Genomic DNA, 16,578 nt, shown 5'->3' with positions numbered 1-16,578 from the left:
ACTCACCTTCATAGGGAGAAAGTTCATGTACGACTACGACCTGCTGGTCGTGGGATCGGCCAACGCCGACCTGGTGATCGGGGTTGAGCGGCGGCCCGCGGCCGGCGAGACGGTGCTCGGCTCCGACCTCGTCGTCCACCCGGGCGGCAAGGGCGCCAACCAGGCGGTCGCCGCCGCCCGCCTCGGGGCCCGGACGGCCCTGCTGGCCCGCGTCGGCGACGACGCGCACGGGCGGCTGCTGCTCGACTCGCAGCGGGCGGCCGGGGTCGACACGGCAGGCGTGCTCGTCGGCGGCGCGCCGACCGGGGTCGCGCTGATCACGGTGGACCCCTCCGGGGACAACAGCATCGTGGTCTCACCGGGCGCCAACGGCCGCCTCACACCCGAGGACGTGCGGTCCGCCGGAAACCTCCTGGCGGCCTCCCGAGTGGTCTCGGCACAGTTGGAGATCCCGTTGGAGACGGTCGTGGAGGTCGTCCGGAATCTCGCCCCCGGCAGTCGTTTCGTACTGAACCCGTCGCCGCCGCGCGCGCTGCCCGCCGAGGTGCTCGCGGCCTGCGACCCACTGATCGTGAACGAGCACGAGGCGCGGGTGATCGTCGGGACGGACCTCGGGGACTCCCCGGAGGACTGGGCGTCCGCCCTGCTCGCCCTCGGCCCGCGCTCGGTGGTGATCACGCTGGGCGCGGGCGGCGCGCTGGTCGCCACCGCGTCCGACAGCACCCACGTCCCGTCCCTGAAGGTGGAGGCCGTGGACACGACGGGCGCGGGGGACGCGTTCACCGCGGCGCTGGCGTTGCGGCTGGGGCTCGGCGAGCCGCCGGCCGAGGCCGCCGCGTACGCCGCCCGTGTCGGAGCCGCTGCGGTCACCCGCCCCGGCGCGCAGGAGTCCTACCCGACCGCCGAGGAGGTCGCGTCGCTATGAAGAAGGCCGGAATTCTGAACCGCCATCTCGCGGGCGCGCTGGCCGAACTGGGCCATGGGCACGGGGTCCTGGTGTGCGATGCGGGGATGCCGATACCGGCGGGCCCGCGCGTCGTGGACCTGGCGTTCCGGGCCGGGGTCCCGTCCTTCGCCGAGGTGCTCGACGGGCTGCTGGCGGAACTGGTGGTCGAGGGCGCCACGGCTGCGCGCGAGGTCCACGGGGCCAACCCGGAGGCCGCCGCGCTGCTCACCGCCCGTATTCCCGCGCTGGAGCTGGTCCCGCACGAGGAGCTGAAGGTGCTGTCGGCGGGCGCTCGGCTGATCGTCCGCACGGGAGAGGCACGGCCGTACGCGAATGTGCTGCTGCGGTGCGGGGTGTTTTTCTAGAACCGAGTTTTTCTGGCGCGGTGTCCGACAGCACGGCGCCCGACATACTTCGAGGGGCCCGGTCCGTCGACTGGGCCCCTCGGTTTTCCCCTCCCACATCAGAACCCCCGCGATCCCCCGGATCCCCCTCCAGAAGTCCTGATGCCAAGTACGACCCGCGGGGTAGGGGAAGGGTTGCACGGGGTTTTGAAGATTTTTTCGCTCGCTGGAGTGAACTGCCGGAGTGGACTGGTGGTCAGCCCGGATCACCGGGATCGGGAGCCGGGACGAGCCGCGCTCCCCTGCTCTCCGCGACCCGTTTCACGTCTGCCAGGGACTCGGTGAGCCGACTCGCGAGGTACCGCAGCTCTCCGGCGGTCGCGCCGCGCTCCGCAAGGAGTCCGGCTGCGTGGCCGAGCAGGTCGTCGGCCATCCCCAGCTGGATGCTCTCGATGTCGTCGGCGAGCCGCGAGACATATCCGGTGCCGTCCCCGACGACGTAGCAGGGCTTGCCCTCGTGGCCCGCCCAAGGCAGCAGGCGTCCGGCGAGCCGCTCGTATCCCGCGCCGCTCACGTGGCCACCGCCGCGAGGTGGGCCCGCTCGTGTGCCAGCAGATAGGGGCGTACCAGTGGGCTGTCCTCCCCGCGCAACGGGCGCTCTCCCCTGCGGTAGACGGTCGGGCCGCCGACGTACTGGCACGAGTACGGATACGAGTCCTCCGTATACGAGTCCGTATACGCGCGCGGAGCCGATGTGCGGCGCCGCCGCCTGCCGGTCGGGAAGAGGAATCGCAGCAACGACTCGAAGAGCCGGGCGATAAAGTCGGGCACGTCAACCTGCTTTCGTCTTGGTCGGGTTGGCCACGCCCCCGGGCCGACCGCATCGGCCGCGGGGGTCTGCTGCCACCTGGGATGACTGCGCTCTGTGGTGAATCCATCACAGAGTGACGTCGGATGTGGCTAGGCTTCCAGTACCTGAGGGTTGACAACGCGCCCGTCAAGTGGGGAGTTGGCAGCATGGCGAAGCCTCGTACGCCGCGGACGCAGCGGGAGAAGTACGGAGAGGAACTGAGGTTGCGGCGGACAGCGGCCGACCTCACCCAGGAGGAACTGGGCAACCAGGTCGTGTGCTCACCCACCCTGATCAGCCACTTCGAGGCGGGCAGGCGGCTTCCGAGGCCAGATGACGCGCAGCGGATCGACCGGGCGCTGGGGACGGACGGGTTCTTCGCCCGTTGGCTGGAGGACCTGGGGTCGAAGTACAACGACTACTTCGCGGCCGTGGCCGAGTTGGAGCAACAGGCCACGCTGATCCAGCAGTTCGCGCTCTCGCTGGTTCCCGGTGTGCTCCAGACCGACGACTACGCGCGCGCCCTCTTCTGCGCCTACCGGCCGAACTACACCCCCGAGGAACTTGACGAGTTCGTTGTCATCCGAACAAAACGTCGCCGCATCCTCGACGGGCCGTTGAAGCCGGTCTTCTGGACGTTACTCGACGAATCCGTGCTGCGACGCCGCGTCGGCGGACCGCAGGTCATGGCCGAACAGGTGCACAAGATCGCGGACTTGGCCGAGATCGGAAGGGTGCGGTTGCATGTAATTCCGTACGGCGTCGGCGCGCACGCGCTCATGGAGAGTCTGCTCACGCTGATGAGCTTCGAGGACTCCGCCCCGGTGGCCTACGTCGAGGGTTTGCTGACCGGGAACTTGATGGATGATCCGGCCCTGGTGAGCACCTCTCAGACCGCCTACGCTCTAGCGCTGAGCGACGCGTTGTCGCAGCAGGAGTCACTTGCCCTCGTCAGAGCGGCAGCGGAGGAACACGCACATGGCCAGCAGTGAGCACACCGTCTCCGACGCATCCACCCTCACCGGGTGGTACAAGTCCAGCTACAGCGGCGGCAGCCAGGGCGAGTGCCTCGAAGTGGCCCGTGGCCACGTCGGCGTGCCCGTCCGCGACAGCAAGGCCGTCAGCGGTCCGGCTCTGGTCTTCTCGGCGGGCGGCTGGGCCGCGTTCGTCGGGGCCGTGCGAGACGGGCGTGTCAGTAGCTGACGCCCCGGAAGTGCAGAAACGCGGACCGCAGTTCGGAATCGCGGAGGAGGTCGAGGACCTCCTCCTCTCCCGCGAACAGGGCATCGGCCGCCGGATGGCCGGACTGGTGGAACATGGCGACCAGCACATCGATGAGGGGGCGGTTCCAGGCGACCCGGACGATCCGCGTCGCCTTGTCACGTTGTCCCTTGTCCATGGCTATCCGCCACAGCTCGATGGAGTCCTTGGCCGTCGAGTAGGCGTCCATGCGTCCCTTGACCAGGACCGCCCTGGCGTTGAGGCCGAACACCTCGATACAGGCCCGTCCCCGGTCGGTCAGGCCCCGGTACGTTCCGACCGGGAGCACCAGTCGGAGGTGATCCAAGGGATCCTCCGCTGTCGGGTCCACGAGCAGGGGGCTGCCGTCGGCCGCTGCGGGAAAGAGGTCCCGCTTCTGGTTGCTGTTGCAGAACGAGCAGGCGAGCAGATGGTTGAGCCAGTCGAAGGTACGCAGCGGAGCGAGGCTCTTCGGCTCGAAGTGGTCGATGTCCGTGCCTTGGCCGTCACCGCAGTACATGCAGCGTTCATGGCCGGGCGCCATCTCCGCAAGCCCCGCGACGAGTGCGGGACGGACCTGTCGGCGATTCGCCCAGAGTTCCTTCGCCCTGTCCTTGCGTTCCTTCTCCGTGGCCTGCTGCCGGATGTCGTCGGTGTAGCCCCTCAGCAGCTCCGTCGTGCCCGGCGCCAGGATCGCACGTCGAAGCCGGATCACTCCTCCTCGTCCTTCCCGCCCTCGGTGATCTCCCCCGCCAGCCGGTCGAGGTGGGAGTTCATCTCGTCCAGACGAGCCGACGGAGAACTGGCGAGCCGCTCCTTGAGCTCCCGGTAACGGGCGAGCAACTCGGGTGATGCGGCCCCGTCGTAGATCTCCGCCTCCAACTCCACGAACTCGGCCCTCGCCTGCTCGGCCCGCTCGGAGTAGGGCGTGTCGAGACCGAAAAGGACGGAGAGAACGGCGTCGTCGCCGCTGCCATACACCACTCGGTCGTACAGGTCCTCTCCGATGACCTCGGGTGGGCGCGCCTCGTCCACGCCTGGCAGCCGGATCAGGCCGCCAGGATCCGCGGCCTGGCAGATGTACGGGCTGTGCGTGGTGACGATGAACTGGATGCGGGGGAAGTGGGCGGTCAGCCACGGGCCGATGCGGCGTTGCCAGGAGACGTGCAGATGTGCGTCGATCTCGTCGATGATGACGACGCCGGGTACAAGGCGAAGCAGTGCGTTCTCGCCCAGGCCGGTGAACGCGACGTCGCCGAAGGCATCGTGAATCTGCTTCAGGAGGTCGACGACCAGAGCGGCGACCGTACGGAAGCCGTCGCTCATCTCCCGCAGCGGGAAGCGCTGCCCGTCGCGGGTGACCCACAGCCCCTCGGAATCGACATCCTCCACTCGATACCCGTCGGGGAGCAGTCCGTCGCCGAGGACAGCCAACGCCGCCTTCTTGAGTTCCTCGGCGCCCTGCCTGCCTTCGAACGCGCGCAGGTGCTGCTCGATCAGCCAGGCGACGCCTTCAGCGAGGGACGCGTCCTCGTGGAACAGGCTTGCCTGTCGGGCCACCGGGCCGGAGGCCAGCATCAGCCGCTGGACCTCGCCCGAGCCCCCCGCCATGCGCCGGAACGGGCCGTAAGCCGCACAGAACCAGCCCACCGGGTTGTCGGCCCACGGTCCCCTCTGCGCCGGACTGGTGCTCGCCTTCGCGCTGTGCCTGATCTCCTCCAGCGCGGGCTGCGCACCTCTACGGCTCGTGGGTCCCTCCGCCGGTGCCGTCCACCTCAGCCCTGCCCAGAACTTGTTCAGTGTCCGCCCCGAGGCAGTGAACCCGTCGAAGTCCTTGTGCCTGACGATCTCGGCCACCACGGTGCCCGAATCCGCTCCTCGGGCGATCCAGTTCTCGAATCCCTGGACAAGACCGCGAGCGGCCACCGGTCCGCCCAGCGCGAGTGCCAGCGCGCGCAGCAACGTCGTCTTTCCGGAGCCGTTACGGCCGGCGAGCACCGTCCACCCGGCATGACTGCCGTCGGGGCGGGTCAGGGTCAGGTCGACCTGACGGGGGCCGTGGAAGGACTTGATGTCCTCCACGAGAATCCGGCTGACGTACATGGGCGTCGACATCCGTTCGCTCGGGTATCGCGCCCGATCCTACGGCCGAGGGTGTGCCCGACCCGGTGCGGCCCGAGGGCCCAGCACACTCCCGTATCGTCCCGTCACTCCCCGACGTGCGTGACGAACCTCTCCGCCGTCTCCGCCAGCACCTCGTGCCCGTCCCGCGCCCACAACCCGTCGTTGAACAGCTCGACCTCGATCGGCCCGGAGTAGCCCGCCGCCTCGACGTACCCCCGCCACTCCCGCATGTCGATCGAACCGTCACCGATCTGACCGCGACCGTTGAGCACGCCTTCGGGCAATGGAGTCGTCCAGTCGGCGAGCTGGAAGGTGTGGATACGGCCGCCGGCACCCGCGCGGGCGATCTGGGCGGGAGCTGTGTCGTCCCACCAGATGTGGTACGTGTCGACGGTGACGCCCACCTGCTCCGCGGGGAAGCGTTCCGCGAGGTCCAGGGCCTGGGCCAGGGTGGACACCACACAGCGGTCCGCGGCGTACATGGGGTGGAGGGGCTCGATGGCCAGCCGCACACCCCGCTCGGCGGCGTACGGGCCCAGCTCCCCCAGCGCGTCGGCGATCCGCTCCCGCGCGCCGTGCAGGTCCTTCGAGCCGGCCGGCAGCCCCCCGGAGACCAGGACCAGGGTGCCGGTGCCGAGGGTCGCGGCCTCGTCGACGGCCGCACGGTTGTCGTCCAGGGCGCGGGCCCGCTCCCCCGGGTCGATCGCCGTGAAGAAGCCGCCGCGGCAGAGGGTGGTGACGGCCAGGCCCGCGTCGCGGACGAGCTTGGCGGTGGCGTCGAGACCATACGACTGGACGGGTTCACGCCAGAGACCGACGCCCGGAACACCCAGATCCAGGCAGGCCTCGACCAGTTCGGGCATCGACAGTTGCTTGACCGTCATCTGGTTGATGGAGAAGCGGGCGAGACTGCTCATGAGGTCACTCCGTACAGGGCCAGCAGGGTCTTCATCCGGGTCTCGGCGAGTTCCGGGTTCGGGAACAGGCCCAGGGTGTCCGCCAGCTCGTACGCCCGCGCGAAGTGCGGCAGCGAGCGGGCCGACTGCAGCCCGCCGACCATGGTGAAGTGCTCCTGGTGCCCGGCGAGCCACGCCAGCAGGACGACGCCCGTCTTGTAGAACCGGGTCGGCGCCTCGAAGAGGTGGCGGGAGAGCTCGACGGTGGGGTCGAGCAGTTCGCGGAAGCCCTTCACGTCACCGGTGTCGAGCACCCGTACCGCCTCCGCGGCGAGCGGGCCCAGCGGGTCGAAGATGCCGAGCAGGGCGTGGCTGAAGCCCTGCTCATCGCCCGCGATCAGCTCGGGGTAGTTGAAGTCGTCACCCGTGTAGCAGCGGACGCCCTGCGGCAGGCGGCGGCGCAGGTCGACCTCGCGCCGGGCGTCGAGGAGGGAGACCTTGATGCCGTCGACCTTGTCCGGGTGGGCCGCGATGACCTCCAGGAACACATCCGTCGCCGCGTCCAGGTCGCGCGACCCCCAGTAGCCCTCCAGGGCCGGGTCGAACATGGGGCCCAGCCAGTGCAGGATCACGGGCTCGGCCGACTGCCGGAGCAGATGCCCGTAGACGTCCAGGTAGTCCTCGGGACCCCGCGCGCTCGCCGCCAGCGCCCGGGAGGCCATGAGGATGGCCTGTGCCCCCGACTCCTCGACGAGGGTGAGCTGCTCCTCGTACGCCGCGCGCACCTCCGCCGGCGAGGCCGGGCCGGTGAGCTGATCGGTGCCGACGCCGCACGCGATACGGCCGCCGACCGCCTTCGCCTCCGCCGCCGACCGGCGGATGAGTTCCGCCGCGCCCGCCCAGTCCAGGCCCATCCCGCGCTGCGCGGTGTCCATCGCCTCGGCGACGCCGAGCCCGTGGGACCACAGGTGTCGGCGGAAGGCGAGGGTGGCGTCCCAGTCGACGGCGGCGGCCGAGTCCGGCGAGACGTCCGCGAACGGGTCGGCGACGACATGCGCGGCCGAGAAGACCGTACGGGAGGTGAAGGGTGCGCCGTTGGTGAGGGCGAGCGGGGTGGCGCGCGGCTCATAAGCCCTCAACCGCCCCCCGCCGTCCGGCAGTCGAATGGTCACAGCGAGATCTCCGGTACGTCGAGACGGCGGCCCTCGGCCGAGGACTTCAGGCCCAGTTCGGCGAGCTGGGCGCCGCGGGCGCCGGCGAGGAGGTCCCAGTGGTAGGGGGCGTCGGCGTAGACGTGCCGCAGGAACAGCTCCCACTGGGCCTTGAAGCCGTTGTCGAACTCGGTGTTGTCGGGGATCTCCTGCCACTGGTCGCGGAAGGAGTACGTGGCCGGAAGATCGGGGTTCCAGACCGGCTTGGGCGTCGCGGAGCGGTGCTGGACGCGGCAGTTGCGCAGCCCGGCGACGGCCGACCCCTCCGTCCCGTCGACCTGGAACTCGACGAGCTCGTCGCGGTTGACGCGGACGGCCCAGGAGGAGTTGATCTGGGCGATCGCGCCGCCCTCCAGCTCGAAGACGCCGTACGCGGCGTCGTCGGCCGTCGCGTCGTACGGCTTGTCCTGCTCGTCCCAACGCTGCGGGATGTGGGTGGCGGTGAGCGCCTGGACGGAGGTGACCCGGCCGAACAGCTCGTGGAGCACGTACTCCCAGTGCGGGAACATGTCGAGGACGATGCCGCCGCCGTCCTCCGCGCGATAGTTCCAGGAGGGCCGCTGGGCGCTCTGCCAGTCACCCTCGAAGACCCAGTAACCGAACTCCCCGCGGATGGACAGGATCCGCCCGAAGAAGCCGCCGTCGATGAGCCGCTTGAGCTTGAGCAGCCCGGGGAGGAAGAGCTTGTCCTGCACTACCCCGTGCTTGATGCCCTTCTCGTGGGCGAGGCGGGCCAGCTCCAGGGCGCCGTCGAGGCCGGTGGCGATGGGCTTCTCGGTGTAGATGTGCTTGCCCGCCGCGATGGCCTTCTGGAGGGCCTCCTCACGGGCCGAGGTGACCTGCGCGTCGAAGTAGATGTCGATGGTCGGGTCGGCGAGGACCGCGTCCACGTCCGTCGACCAGTGCTCCAGGCCGTGCTGCTCGGCGAGCGCCTTCAGAGCGTGCTCCCGGCGGCCGACGAGAACCGGCTCGGGCCACAGCACCGTGCCGTCGCCGAGATCGAGGCCGCCCTGGTCGCGCAGCGCGAGAATCGAGCGGACCAGGTGCTGGCGGTAGCCCATGCGCCCCGTCACGCCGTTCATGGCGATTCGCACCGTCTTGCGTGTCACGTGATTCCCTTCGTACGCGGGTTCCGCGCCGCGTACACCCCCTACTCGTCCACTGATGAACTGGTGAGCGTGACAGCAAGCGCTTTCTACTCAAGAAGAAGTTAGCCTCTGTCCTGCCGATTGGACAAGACCATACGGACGACGAGATGTTCGACCGTCCGGACAGCTGGACGTAGGGGGCGTGAGCACGGTCGGATGGAGCACTACGAGTACGACGACCACTTCGAGCACTTCGAGCACGACGGGTACGGCAGACCAAAGAGCACAGCGAGCACGAGAAGCACGATGAGGTGCTACGAGATGCGTGACCGGAGGACGACGAGATGACCGTGACCCTGGCGGACGTGGCGGCGCGTGCGCAGGTCTCGCCCGCGACCGTGTCCCGGGTGCTGAACGGGAACTATCCCGTCGCGGCGTCCACGCGCGAACGGGTGCTGCGCGCGGTGGACGACCTGGACTACGTGCTGAACGGCCCCGCGAGTTCACTGGCCGCCGCCGCCTCCGACCTGGTCGGCATCCTGGTGAACGACATCGCCGACCCCTTCTTCGGGATCATGGCGGCCGCGATCCAGTCGGAGATCGGCGGCCCCGGTGGACGGGCGGGCGGCGAACGGCTCGGGGTCGTGTGCAACACCGGCGGCTCCCCGGAGCGTGAACTGACCTACCTCACGCTCCTTCAGCGCCAGCGCGCCGCCGCGGTCGTCCTGACGGGCGGCGCCGTCGAGGACGCGCCGCACGCGGCGGCGGTCGCGGCGAAGCTGCGCAAGCTCGGGGACGCGGGGACCCAGGTGGTCCTGTGCGGGCGGCCGCCCGCGCCCGACGCCCCCGAGGCGATCGCGCTCACCTTCGACAACCGGGGCGGCGGTCAGCAGCTCACCGAGCACCTGATCGGGCTCGGCCACCGCCGGCTCGGCTACATCGCGGGCCCGGAGGAGCGGACGACGACCCGCCACCGCCTCGAGGGACACCGCGCCGCCCTCGCCGCGCACGACATCGAGGACGATCCGCGCCGCACGGTCCATGGACGCTACGACCGTCGCGCCGGCTACGAGGCGACCCTCGAACTCCTGCGCCGCGACCCGTCGTTGACGGCGGTCGTCGCCGCCAACGACACCGTCGCCCTCGGCGCGTGCGCCGCGCTGCGCGACGCGGGCCTGCGCATCCCCGACGACGTGTCCGTCGCCGGCTTCGACGACCTGCCCTTCAGCATCGACGCGGTGCCCGCGCTGACGACGGTGCGGTTGCCCCTGTCGGAGGCGGGGGCCCGGGCCGGCCGCATCGCGATGGGGCGCGAGGAGCCGCCGCCGGGAGGGATCGCCACGGTGCAGGGGGAGTTGATGGTGCGGGGCTCCACGGGGGTGCCGCGGGCCTGAACGACGGGGCTTCTCGCCCCCGCCGCCCCTACCCGTCCCCTCCCCAGGGGCTCCGCCCCTTCGACCCCACGGGGGGGCTCCGCCCCCAGACCCCCGCATCGGCATGAACGGCCTCGTCCTCAAACGCCGGACGGGCTGAAGATGCGGGGCGAAGCCCCACTTCAGAGGCGCGGGGAACTGCGCGACCAGCCCCACCCACCCACCCACGGCCTCGATGCGACGCAAGGGGCCGTGGTGGTGCGTCGCAAGCCCGTCGCTTACGTTCGGATCGAGCAGCGGCTCGCTGGCCCGGCCCACGTCTGATCCGGCGGCGACGGGCTCGACGTACCGGCACGGCCCCGACCCACGCACCACCCGCATACGCTCACACGTGCGGACGGTGCCCCTTCTCCTGGTGGGGGAACGACTGGTCGGCACCGGGCAGCGTCGGCTTCGGAAGAGTCGCGACCTCCTCCTTCGCCTTCTCCAGCTGCTCCGCCGTGTCATCGGGCAGCCGCGGCGGCCGCGGACGCGCGTGCGAGAAGCGGAACGCCGACGTGAAGTCGCCGAACGCCGTCCGCCGCCAGTCACTGACGTTGGGCTCCTCGACCCCCGTGGACGCTCGGCGGGAGGAGGGAGAGTGCCGCGGCGGCGCCCAGCGCGCCCGCGGCCGAACCCGGGAGTCTACGACGAGTCAACTCGTCTATTACTAGCCCTTCTTGAGACTTCGTCATCTATCCGGAGTCGAACTGCGGCCCGCACGGGGGCGGGCCCGCGGGGCGGGCCCGCCGCTTCACTCTCCTAGGGGTGGGCGAGGGTTGGCAGAGCCCTGAGATGAACTCGTGGTCAGCGTGCGGAAAGGGGTTGGCCAAGTCATGACCGGGGTTACCGAGGAGCTGCCCGGCCGTTGCCCACGCTTGGCCGAAGTCGTAGGCTCGACACACACCTCTGACTGAGTCAACTATCCAGAGACGAGCAAACAGAGCCGAGCAAACAGAGCCGATCCGGGGTTGAGCACTCATGACCGTCCAGGACGTCCGCTCCTTCAACCGCTTCTACACGAACGTCATCGGCGCCCTCGACTACGGCCGCCACCTCTACGCCCCTTACACCCTCACCGAGTCCCGCGTGCTGTTCGAGCTCGCCCACTCCCCCCGCACCGACGCCGCCGACCTCCGCACAGAACTGTCCCTGGACGCCGGTTACTTGAGCCGCATCCTGAACAAGTTCGAGCAGGACGGCCTGATCGAGCGGACGCCCTCGGAGCGGGACCCCCGGCGGCGCCGTATCGCGCTCACGGCACGCGGCCGGGAGACGGCGGCCCTGCTGGACGAGCGCTCACGGGAATCGGTGGGGGCGCTGCTGGCGACCGTTCCGGCCGACGACCGCCCCCGGCTAGCCGAGGCGATGCACACGGTACGCACGCTCCTCTCCCACGGCCGCCCTCCCCGCCGCGAGGACGTCGTCCTGCGCGAACCCGGCCCCGGCGACCTCGGCTGGATCGTGCAGCGCAACGCCGCGCTGTACGCCGCCGAGTACGGCTGGAACGCCGACTACGAGGGCCTGGTCGCCCGGATCGTGGCGGACTTCGCCGAGGACCACGATCCGCACCTGGAGCGGGTGTGGATCGCCGAGCTGGACGGGCGGCCGGTGGGCTGCGTGATGTGCGTACGCGACGACGCGCCCGGGACCGCCCGCCTGCGCCTGCTCATCGTCGAGCCCGACGCGCGCGGGCTGCGCATCGGCGACCGGCTGGTCGAGGCGGCCATCGACTTCGCACGGGACGGCGGCTACCGCGACCTCGTCCTGTGGACCAACGACGTCCTCTCCGCCGCCCGCCGCATCTACCAGCGCCACGGTTTCGTCCTCGTCGCCGAGAAACCGCACCGCTCGTTCGGCGCGGACCTGCTCGGCCAGGACTGGCGGTTGGATCTGCATGGCGCTCAGGAGTGACCGGTCGGCTCACACGGGTTTCCACGTACCGCCGCTGAGCCGGTAGACGGTCACCGTCTGGGACACGGCGTCGCCGTTCGCGTCGAATCCGACCTTTCCCATCACCCCGTCGAAGTCGACGTTCTGGACCGACGCCCGCAGGCTCTCGCGTTTGGTCGAGGGCACGGTGCCGGAGGGATCGACGTGGAGGGATTTGAAGGCCTGGATCAGTGCCGAGGTCGCGTCGTAGGCGTATCCGCCGTACGAGCCGTACGAAGAGGTGTAGCCCGCCGCCTTGTAGTCCTTGATGAAGGTCTGGGCCGAGGGGAGCGAGCCGGCGACGGCGCCGCCCGAGGTGCAGATGTCGGCGCCGTCGTCGGCGCCGGCCAGGGTCGCGTACGTGTCCGAGAGGATGCCGTCCCCTCCCGCGAGCAGGACGCCGGGACTCGCGGCGTGGAGTTTTCTGCTCAACCGACCCGCCGCGTCGTATTCGCCTCCGTAGTACACGACGTCGGCGCCCGCGTTCACGGCCTGCGACACCTGCGTCGAGAAGTCCTCCCGGATGGGGTCCACGTGGGCCTCCCCCACGACGGTTCCACCCTCCTCACCGAACGCCTTTTTGAACGACTCGGCCAGTGAGACACCGTAGGTCTGCTCGTCGTCGATGACGAACGCCTTGCGGCGCTTGGACTTCACGTACAGGTACCGGGCGGCGGCGGGCGCCTGCGCCGTGTCATTGGCCACCGTACGGAAGTAGGTGTCGTACGGCCTGGAGACCGTGCCCTGCGCCCAGTCCTTCCCCAAGGTCAGCGCCGGAGCGGAGTTCGCCGGGGAGATCTGGGTCAGATGGGCGTCGTGGAAGACCTTCTGCATGACTTGGGCCACGCTGCTGGTCATGGGGCCCACCACTCCCACGACACTGTCGTCGGCGACGAACTCGGTGGCGTTCCGCTTTCCCGTGGTGGCGTCACTCTTGTCATCCAGAGCCCTGATCTTGAAGGTGACGCCGGGAACGGCGTTGTCGGCGTTGGCCTTCTTGACCGCCAGATCCGCCGAGTCCCTGATGCCCAGGCCGATACTGGCGTAGACGCCACTCAGGGGAGCGCTCACACCGATCGTGACGGTCAGGCTGCTCTTGGTCTTCGGGCCGGCACCGGATCCCGTGCCGCCCGAGGAGCCGCCGTCCGATCCGCCTCCGTCGATGAGGTGCAACGCCACCGGGAGCGATCCCAGTACCGCGACCACCAGGGCGGACGCCGTGACGACGACCCGGCGACGCCGCAGGCCCGGTAACCGCCCGCGCGATCCCCCGGCCGGCGGGTCCTTGAGCGGAGGAGCATCGACCGGCGAGGGAGCAGAGGGATCAACCGATGATTCCTCGGCCGACGGCACCGCATCCTCCGGCCCCGGCACGAACGGCCGGTGGCGGTTGCGGGCGACGGCGATCGACCCCGCCGTGTTGCCGTTGCGCTGCTGGGGCGTCGGGCGCCCCTTGGCCACCAGGGCGTCGTACAGGTGGTGGTACAGCGTCGTCATGGTCAGCAGCGGCGGTGCCTGCGGTACCCCCTGTTCGAGGGCGCCGATCAGATCGCCGGTGAACGCCGTGTACGTCTCTCCCGGCGGTGCGAGCGCCATCCGGGTCTCCGACGTCGCGGTCAGCACGAACGTGCCGCCGATGTCCGACATCCCGCCGAGTCCCGAGGCCGACATCGCGCCGTGCAGGGCGAGGCCGCTCCAGCAGCAGTCGAGGATCACCACCTTGCGGCGGGCCCGGACCTGGGGGCTCAGAAGCAGCTCGCGGATGTCCTGGTAGCGCAGGGCGGTGTAGAGGCGGCGCGGATCGGTGCGGGGCAGCGCGAGATACAGCTCGTTCGACAGCTCGTGCACGAAGCCGTGCCCCGCGTAGTACACGAGCAGGGTGTCCTCGGCCTCCTCGGCCAGCCGGCCGACCTGCTCCAGTGCCTGGTCACGCTCGGGTTCCGTGAGCACGGACAGGTGGTCGGCGGACAGACCCCAGACGCTCGGGTCGCGTAACAGCTCGGCGAGCCGGTCGAGGTTGCGCGCTACGGCGGGCAACGGTTCAAGGTCCGGGTCGGTGAAGGAGTGGGAGCCGATCAGCAGGGCCCGGCTGCGGGCCGGATTCGAGAGTTCGGTCATGTCTCGGTCGTGGTCCCGGTCATGCCTGGGGCCGGTCGAGCGTGGCGGGGTCCGACGTGTCGTCACCGGCCTCGGCGCTCGGCCCGGTCAGCTGCCGCACCAACCGCTCGATGTGCCGTGGGTCGGCTCCGCTCACGGTCACGGTGACACCCCGGTGCTCCACCCGCACCTCGGCCCCGTTCCCGCGCGACTGACGCCAGTTGGCGACGGCGAGGAGCAGTCCGCCGAGGCCCACGGCGTTGCTGAGCACCACGTTGATCAGTTCCAGGCCGCCGCCCATGGTGCCCGGTCGTTCATGACGGTCCCGTAGCGAGAGGCTCGCTCCCGCCGTGTCCGGATCCCGCATCAGCCAGCGCCGCAGTGCGCGCAGCTGTCTCCCGTCGTCTTCGAGCACTTCGATTTCAAGTCGCATGCTTCCCCCCGCACACCAGCGATTTCGGCATCTTAGCGACACAAAGGGCACGTCGTAGCGCTTGTGGAAAAGGACCTCCCGAACCACCCACAACCCCTTTTCCTTTCGGCTCTCCTTTCGACTCGACTCTCCTTACGACCGGCAACGGCCGACAACGGCACGCGAGTAAGGTCCATGCACATGAAGCTGGCCTTCTCCACGCTCGGCGTGCCCGGGCTTCCCATCCCCGACGTCGTACGACTCGCCGCCACGCACGGCTACCACGGTGTGGAGTTGCGCGCGCACCCCGAGGAACCGGTGCACCCCGGCATCGGGGCGGCCGAGCGGCACGAGGTCGTCGCCGAGTTCAAGGCGGGCGGCATCGAGATCCTGGGCCTGGCGGGGTACGTGCGCGTGGCGGCGCCGGGTGACGACGACGCCGTCATCGCCGAGATCAAGGAGCTTCTCGACCTCGCCCACGACCTGGGCGCCCCGTTCGTACGGGTCTTCCCGGGCGCGAGTTCCGAGCAGAGCGTCGAGGAGGCGGACGCGACGGCGGCGCGGCGGCTCGGGACGGCGGCGGAGTACGCCGCCGACCTGGACGTACGCATCCTGCTGGAGACCCACGACTCGCACCGCACCGGCGCGGACGCGATCAGGATCCTGGGCCTGGTCGGCCACCACCACGTGGGCGCGCTGTGGGACGTCATGCACACCTGGCTCGGCGGCGAGGAGCCACCGGCGACGTACGCGGCCCTGTGCACCTACCTCGGCTACCTCCAGGTCAAGGACATCGCCTCCGCCGAGGACACCACCCCGCTCCCCCTCGGCGCGGGCGTGCTGCCCCTCGCCGACTGTGTGGAACTCCTCGCCCGGGAGGGCTGGGACGGCTGGCTGTGCTGGGAGTACGAGAAACGGTGGTACGAGCAGGCCGCGCCGCTTCCCGAGCTGCTGGGGCCGGGCCGGGAGCATCTCGGACGCCTGCTGAACGACTCCGCCTAGGCCCGGTTCCGAGGACGTGGGGCCACGCCCGGGCCGGCCTCCCGCGGCTCGTCGCCCCTCGGCGACGGGCTATCGTGGACCCCATGTCGGCATCGGAACTGATCCGTATCGTCTCCCGCGACTCGCCCATGGCCCTGGCCCAAGTGGAGCGTGTCCGTGCCGAGTTGGGCGCGATCCATCCCCGCATCCGCACCGAGGTCGTACCCGTGAAGACGACCGGTGACAAGTGGATGGGCGACCTGGCCAAGGTCGAGGGGAAGGGCGCGTTCACCAAGGAGGTCGACGCGGCGCTGCTGGCCGGCGAGGCGGACCTCGCGGTGCACTGTGTGAAGGACATCCCCGCGGACCGTCCCCTCCCCGCGGGGACGATGTTCGCCGCGTTCCTGGCCCGCGACGACATCCGGGACGCCCTCGTGCACCCCGGCGGCCTCACGCTGGACGAACTGCCGCCGGGTACGCGGATCGGTACGTCGTCCGTACGGCGGGGCGCGCAACTCGCCGCCTCGCATCCGCACCTGGAGTGCGTGCCCTTCCGGGGGAACGCCAACCGCCGGCTGGAGAAGCTGGCGGCGGGTGAGGCGGACGCGCTGCTGCTGGCGGTGTCGGGGCTGCAGCGGATCGGCCGGGCGGACGTGATCACGGAGATCCTGTCGCCCGAGACGATGATGCCGCCGATCGGGGCGGGGATCCTCGCCCTCCAGTGCCGTGAGGGCGACACCGACGTGATCGAGACGATCAGCGACCTCGGCGACCCGAACACGCACCGCGAGGCCACGGCGGAGCGGATGTTCCTGCATGTCCTCCAGGGCCACTGCAACTCGCCGATCGCGGGTTACGCGAAGGCCGACCGCAGTGGCGAACTCTCGCTGCGGGCCTGCGTGTTCACTCCCGACGGGAAGACCGTACTGAACGCCCACGAGTGGGCGGGCCGCCTCGACGCCGCGACCCTGGGCACCTCGGTCGCCGTCGCCCTGCTGCGCCAGGGCGCCCGCGAACTGATCGACGACATCCCGCACTGATCACCC

At 70.2% G+C, this 16,578-nt stretch carries 17 protein-coding genes and 1 pseudogene; 8 read left to right on the top strand and 10 right to left on the bottom strand.

Annotation, left to right across the window (positions count from 1 at the left end):
• Positions 1 to 25: 25 nt before the first annotated feature.
• Complete coding sequence (locus OG819_RS19810) at positions 26 to 925, top strand: ribokinase (RefSeq protein WP_266650713.1); 900 nt, start codon at positions 26 to 28, stop codon at positions 923 to 925.
• A complete protein-coding gene (gene rbsD / locus OG819_RS19805; protein ID WP_266624835.1) occupies positions 922 to 1,311 on the top strand; it encodes a D-ribose pyranase in 390 nt (129 codons plus the stop codon). Before OG819_RS19810 ends, rbsD begins: the two co-directional genes overlap by 4 nt.
• Before the next feature lie 235 nt (positions 1,312 to 1,546).
• Here the strand turns inward: rbsD and OG819_RS19800 are convergent, their stop codons facing one another.
• On the bottom strand, positions 1,547 to 1,864 hold the full coding sequence (locus OG819_RS19800) for a hypothetical protein (protein WP_266624836.1): 318 nt from the start codon (positions 1,862 to 1,864) through the stop codon (positions 1,547 to 1,549).
• A complete protein-coding gene (locus OG819_RS19795) occupies positions 1,861 to 2,121 on the bottom strand; it encodes a hypothetical protein (protein ID WP_266650712.1) in 261 nt (86 codons plus the stop codon). The genes OG819_RS19800 and OG819_RS19795 overlap by 4 nt, the downstream gene beginning before the upstream one ends.
• Before the next feature lie 186 nt (positions 2,122 to 2,307).
• Between OG819_RS19795 and OG819_RS19790 the strand changes: the two genes are divergently transcribed.
• Positions 2,308 to 3,132 carry a helix-turn-helix transcriptional regulator gene (locus tag OG819_RS19790; RefSeq protein ID WP_266624838.1) on the top strand — a complete coding sequence of 275 codons (825 nt, stop codon included), beginning with the start codon at positions 2,308 to 2,310 and terminating at the stop codon, positions 3,130 to 3,132.
• On the top strand, positions 3,119 to 3,343 hold the full coding sequence (locus OG819_RS19785) for a DUF397 domain-containing protein (protein WP_266624839.1): 225 nt from the start codon (positions 3,119 to 3,121) through the stop codon (positions 3,341 to 3,343). The genes OG819_RS19790 and OG819_RS19785 overlap by 14 nt, the downstream gene beginning before the upstream one ends.
• Here the strand turns inward: OG819_RS19785 and OG819_RS19780 are convergent.
• The 5 genes from OG819_RS19780 to OG819_RS19760 form a co-directional block, all read right to left on the bottom strand.
• Positions 3,333 to 4,094, bottom strand: a complete 762-nt coding sequence (locus OG819_RS19780; protein WP_266650711.1) for an HNH endonuclease — start codon at positions 4,092 to 4,094, stop codon at positions 3,333 to 3,335. The two genes, OG819_RS19785 and OG819_RS19780, sit on opposite strands and share 11 nt — an antisense overlap.
• On the bottom strand, positions 4,091 to 5,494 hold the full coding sequence (locus OG819_RS19775; RefSeq protein WP_266650710.1) for an AAA family ATPase: 1,404 nt from the start codon (positions 5,492 to 5,494) through the stop codon (positions 4,091 to 4,093). The genes OG819_RS19780 and OG819_RS19775 overlap by 4 nt, the downstream gene beginning before the upstream one ends.
• Positions 5,495 to 5,586: 92 nt before the next feature.
• On the bottom strand, positions 5,587 to 6,420 hold the full coding sequence (locus OG819_RS19770) for a sugar phosphate isomerase/epimerase family protein (protein WP_266650709.1): 834 nt from the start codon (positions 6,418 to 6,420) through the stop codon (positions 5,587 to 5,589).
• Positions 6,417 to 7,571: a dihydrodipicolinate synthase family protein gene (locus OG819_RS19765; RefSeq protein ID WP_266650708.1), complete on the bottom strand. Its 1,155-nt coding sequence runs from the start codon at positions 7,569 to 7,571 to the stop codon at positions 6,417 to 6,419. The genes OG819_RS19770 and OG819_RS19765 overlap by 4 nt, the downstream gene beginning before the upstream one ends.
• Entirely contained in the window at positions 7,568 to 8,719 is a 1,152-nt protein-coding gene (locus OG819_RS19760; RefSeq protein WP_266650707.1) for a Gfo/Idh/MocA family protein, read from the bottom strand. Before OG819_RS19760 ends, OG819_RS19765 begins: the two co-directional genes overlap by 4 nt.
• A 323-nt stretch (positions 8,720 to 9,042) precedes the next feature.
• Between OG819_RS19760 and OG819_RS19755 the strand changes: the two genes are divergently transcribed.
• Positions 9,043 to 10,092, top strand: a complete 1,050-nt coding sequence (locus tag OG819_RS19755) for a LacI family DNA-binding transcriptional regulator (RefSeq protein WP_266650706.1) — start codon at positions 9,043 to 9,045, stop codon at positions 10,090 to 10,092.
• 364 nt (positions 10,093 to 10,456) lie between these two features.
• Here OG819_RS19755 and OG819_RS19750 read toward each other — a convergent pair.
• A pseudogene (locus OG819_RS19750) lies at positions 10,457 to 10,687 on the bottom strand (phospholipase); the annotation flags it as partial.
• 404 nt (positions 10,688 to 11,091) lie between these two features.
• Between OG819_RS19750 and OG819_RS19745 the strand changes: the two are divergent.
• Positions 11,092 to 12,024 carry a bifunctional helix-turn-helix transcriptional regulator/GNAT family N-acetyltransferase gene (locus OG819_RS19745; protein WP_266650705.1) on the top strand — a complete coding sequence of 311 codons (933 nt, stop codon included), beginning with the start codon at positions 11,092 to 11,094 and terminating at the stop codon, positions 12,022 to 12,024.
• A 9-nt stretch (positions 12,025 to 12,033) separates the two neighbouring features.
• Here OG819_RS19745 and OG819_RS19740 read toward each other — a convergent pair whose 3' ends face one another.
• Positions 12,034 to 14,160: an ABC transporter substrate-binding protein gene (locus tag OG819_RS19740; protein ID WP_266650704.1), complete on the bottom strand. Its 2,127-nt coding sequence runs from the start codon at positions 14,158 to 14,160 to the stop codon at positions 12,034 to 12,036.
• A gap of 19 nt (positions 14,161 to 14,179) precedes the next feature.
• The gene (locus tag OG819_RS19735; protein WP_266650703.1) at positions 14,180 to 14,572 is read right to left on the bottom strand and encodes a hypothetical protein; all 393 of its coding nucleotides are present in this window, start codon (positions 14,570 to 14,572) and stop codon (positions 14,180 to 14,182) included.
• 180 nt (positions 14,573 to 14,752) lie between these two features.
• On the opposite strand from OG819_RS19735, the gene OG819_RS19730 reads away from it, so the two are divergent.
• Together OG819_RS19730 and hemC are read left to right on the top strand one after the other, a co-directional pair.
• Positions 14,753 to 15,553, top strand: a complete 801-nt coding sequence (locus OG819_RS19730; RefSeq protein WP_266650702.1) for a sugar phosphate isomerase/epimerase family protein — start codon at positions 14,753 to 14,755, stop codon at positions 15,551 to 15,553.
• Between the two features lie 83 nt (positions 15,554 to 15,636).
• The gene (gene hemC / locus OG819_RS19725; protein ID WP_266624849.1) at positions 15,637 to 16,572 is read left to right on the top strand and encodes a hydroxymethylbilane synthase; all 936 of its coding nucleotides are present in this window, start codon (positions 15,637 to 15,639) and stop codon (positions 16,570 to 16,572) included.
• Positions 16,573 to 16,578 lie beyond the last annotated feature (6 nt).

The sequence above is a fragment of the Streptomyces sp. NBC_01549 genome (genome assembly GCF_026339955.1).
Classification (GTDB): domain Bacteria; phylum Actinomycetota; class Actinomycetes; order Streptomycetales; family Streptomycetaceae; genus Streptomyces.
This window is presented reverse-complemented; position numbering and strand designations above follow the sequence as displayed.

Coding starts and splice junctions, on each gene's coding strand:
- OG819_RS19735 (WP_266650703.1), bottom strand. CDS start 14,572: ATGCGACTTGAAATCGAAGTGCTCGAAGACGACGGGAGACAGCTGCGC.
- OG819_RS19790 (WP_266624838.1), top strand. CDS start 2,308: ATGGCGAAGCCTCGTACGCCGCGGACGCAGCGGGAGAAGTACGGAGAG.
- OG819_RS19740 (WP_266650704.1), bottom strand. CDS start 14,160: ATGACCGAACTCTCGAATCCGGCCCGCAGCCGGGCCCTGCTGATCGGC.
- rbsD (WP_266624835.1), top strand. CDS start 922: ATGAAGAAGGCCGGAATTCTGAACCGCCATCTCGCGGGCGCGCTGGCC.
- OG819_RS19770 (WP_266650709.1), bottom strand. CDS start 6,420: ATGAGCAGTCTCGCCCGCTTCTCCATCAACCAGATGACGGTCAAGCAA.
- hemC (WP_266624849.1), top strand. CDS start 15,637: ATGTCGGCATCGGAACTGATCCGTATCGTCTCCCGCGACTCGCCCATG.
- OG819_RS19775 (WP_266650710.1), bottom strand. CDS start 5,494: ATGTCGACGCCCATGTACGTCAGCCGGATTCTCGTGGAGGACATCAAG.
- OG819_RS19810 (WP_266650713.1), top strand. CDS start 26: ATGTACGACTACGACCTGCTGGTCGTGGGATCGGCCAACGCCGACCTG.
- OG819_RS19730 (WP_266650702.1), top strand. CDS start 14,753: ATGAAGCTGGCCTTCTCCACGCTCGGCGTGCCCGGGCTTCCCATCCCC.
- OG819_RS19745 (WP_266650705.1), top strand. CDS start 11,092: ATGACCGTCCAGGACGTCCGCTCCTTCAACCGCTTCTACACGAACGTC.
- OG819_RS19755 (WP_266650706.1), top strand. CDS start 9,043: ATGACCGTGACCCTGGCGGACGTGGCGGCGCGTGCGCAGGTCTCGCCC.
- OG819_RS19785 (WP_266624839.1), top strand. CDS start 3,119: ATGGCCAGCAGTGAGCACACCGTCTCCGACGCATCCACCCTCACCGGG.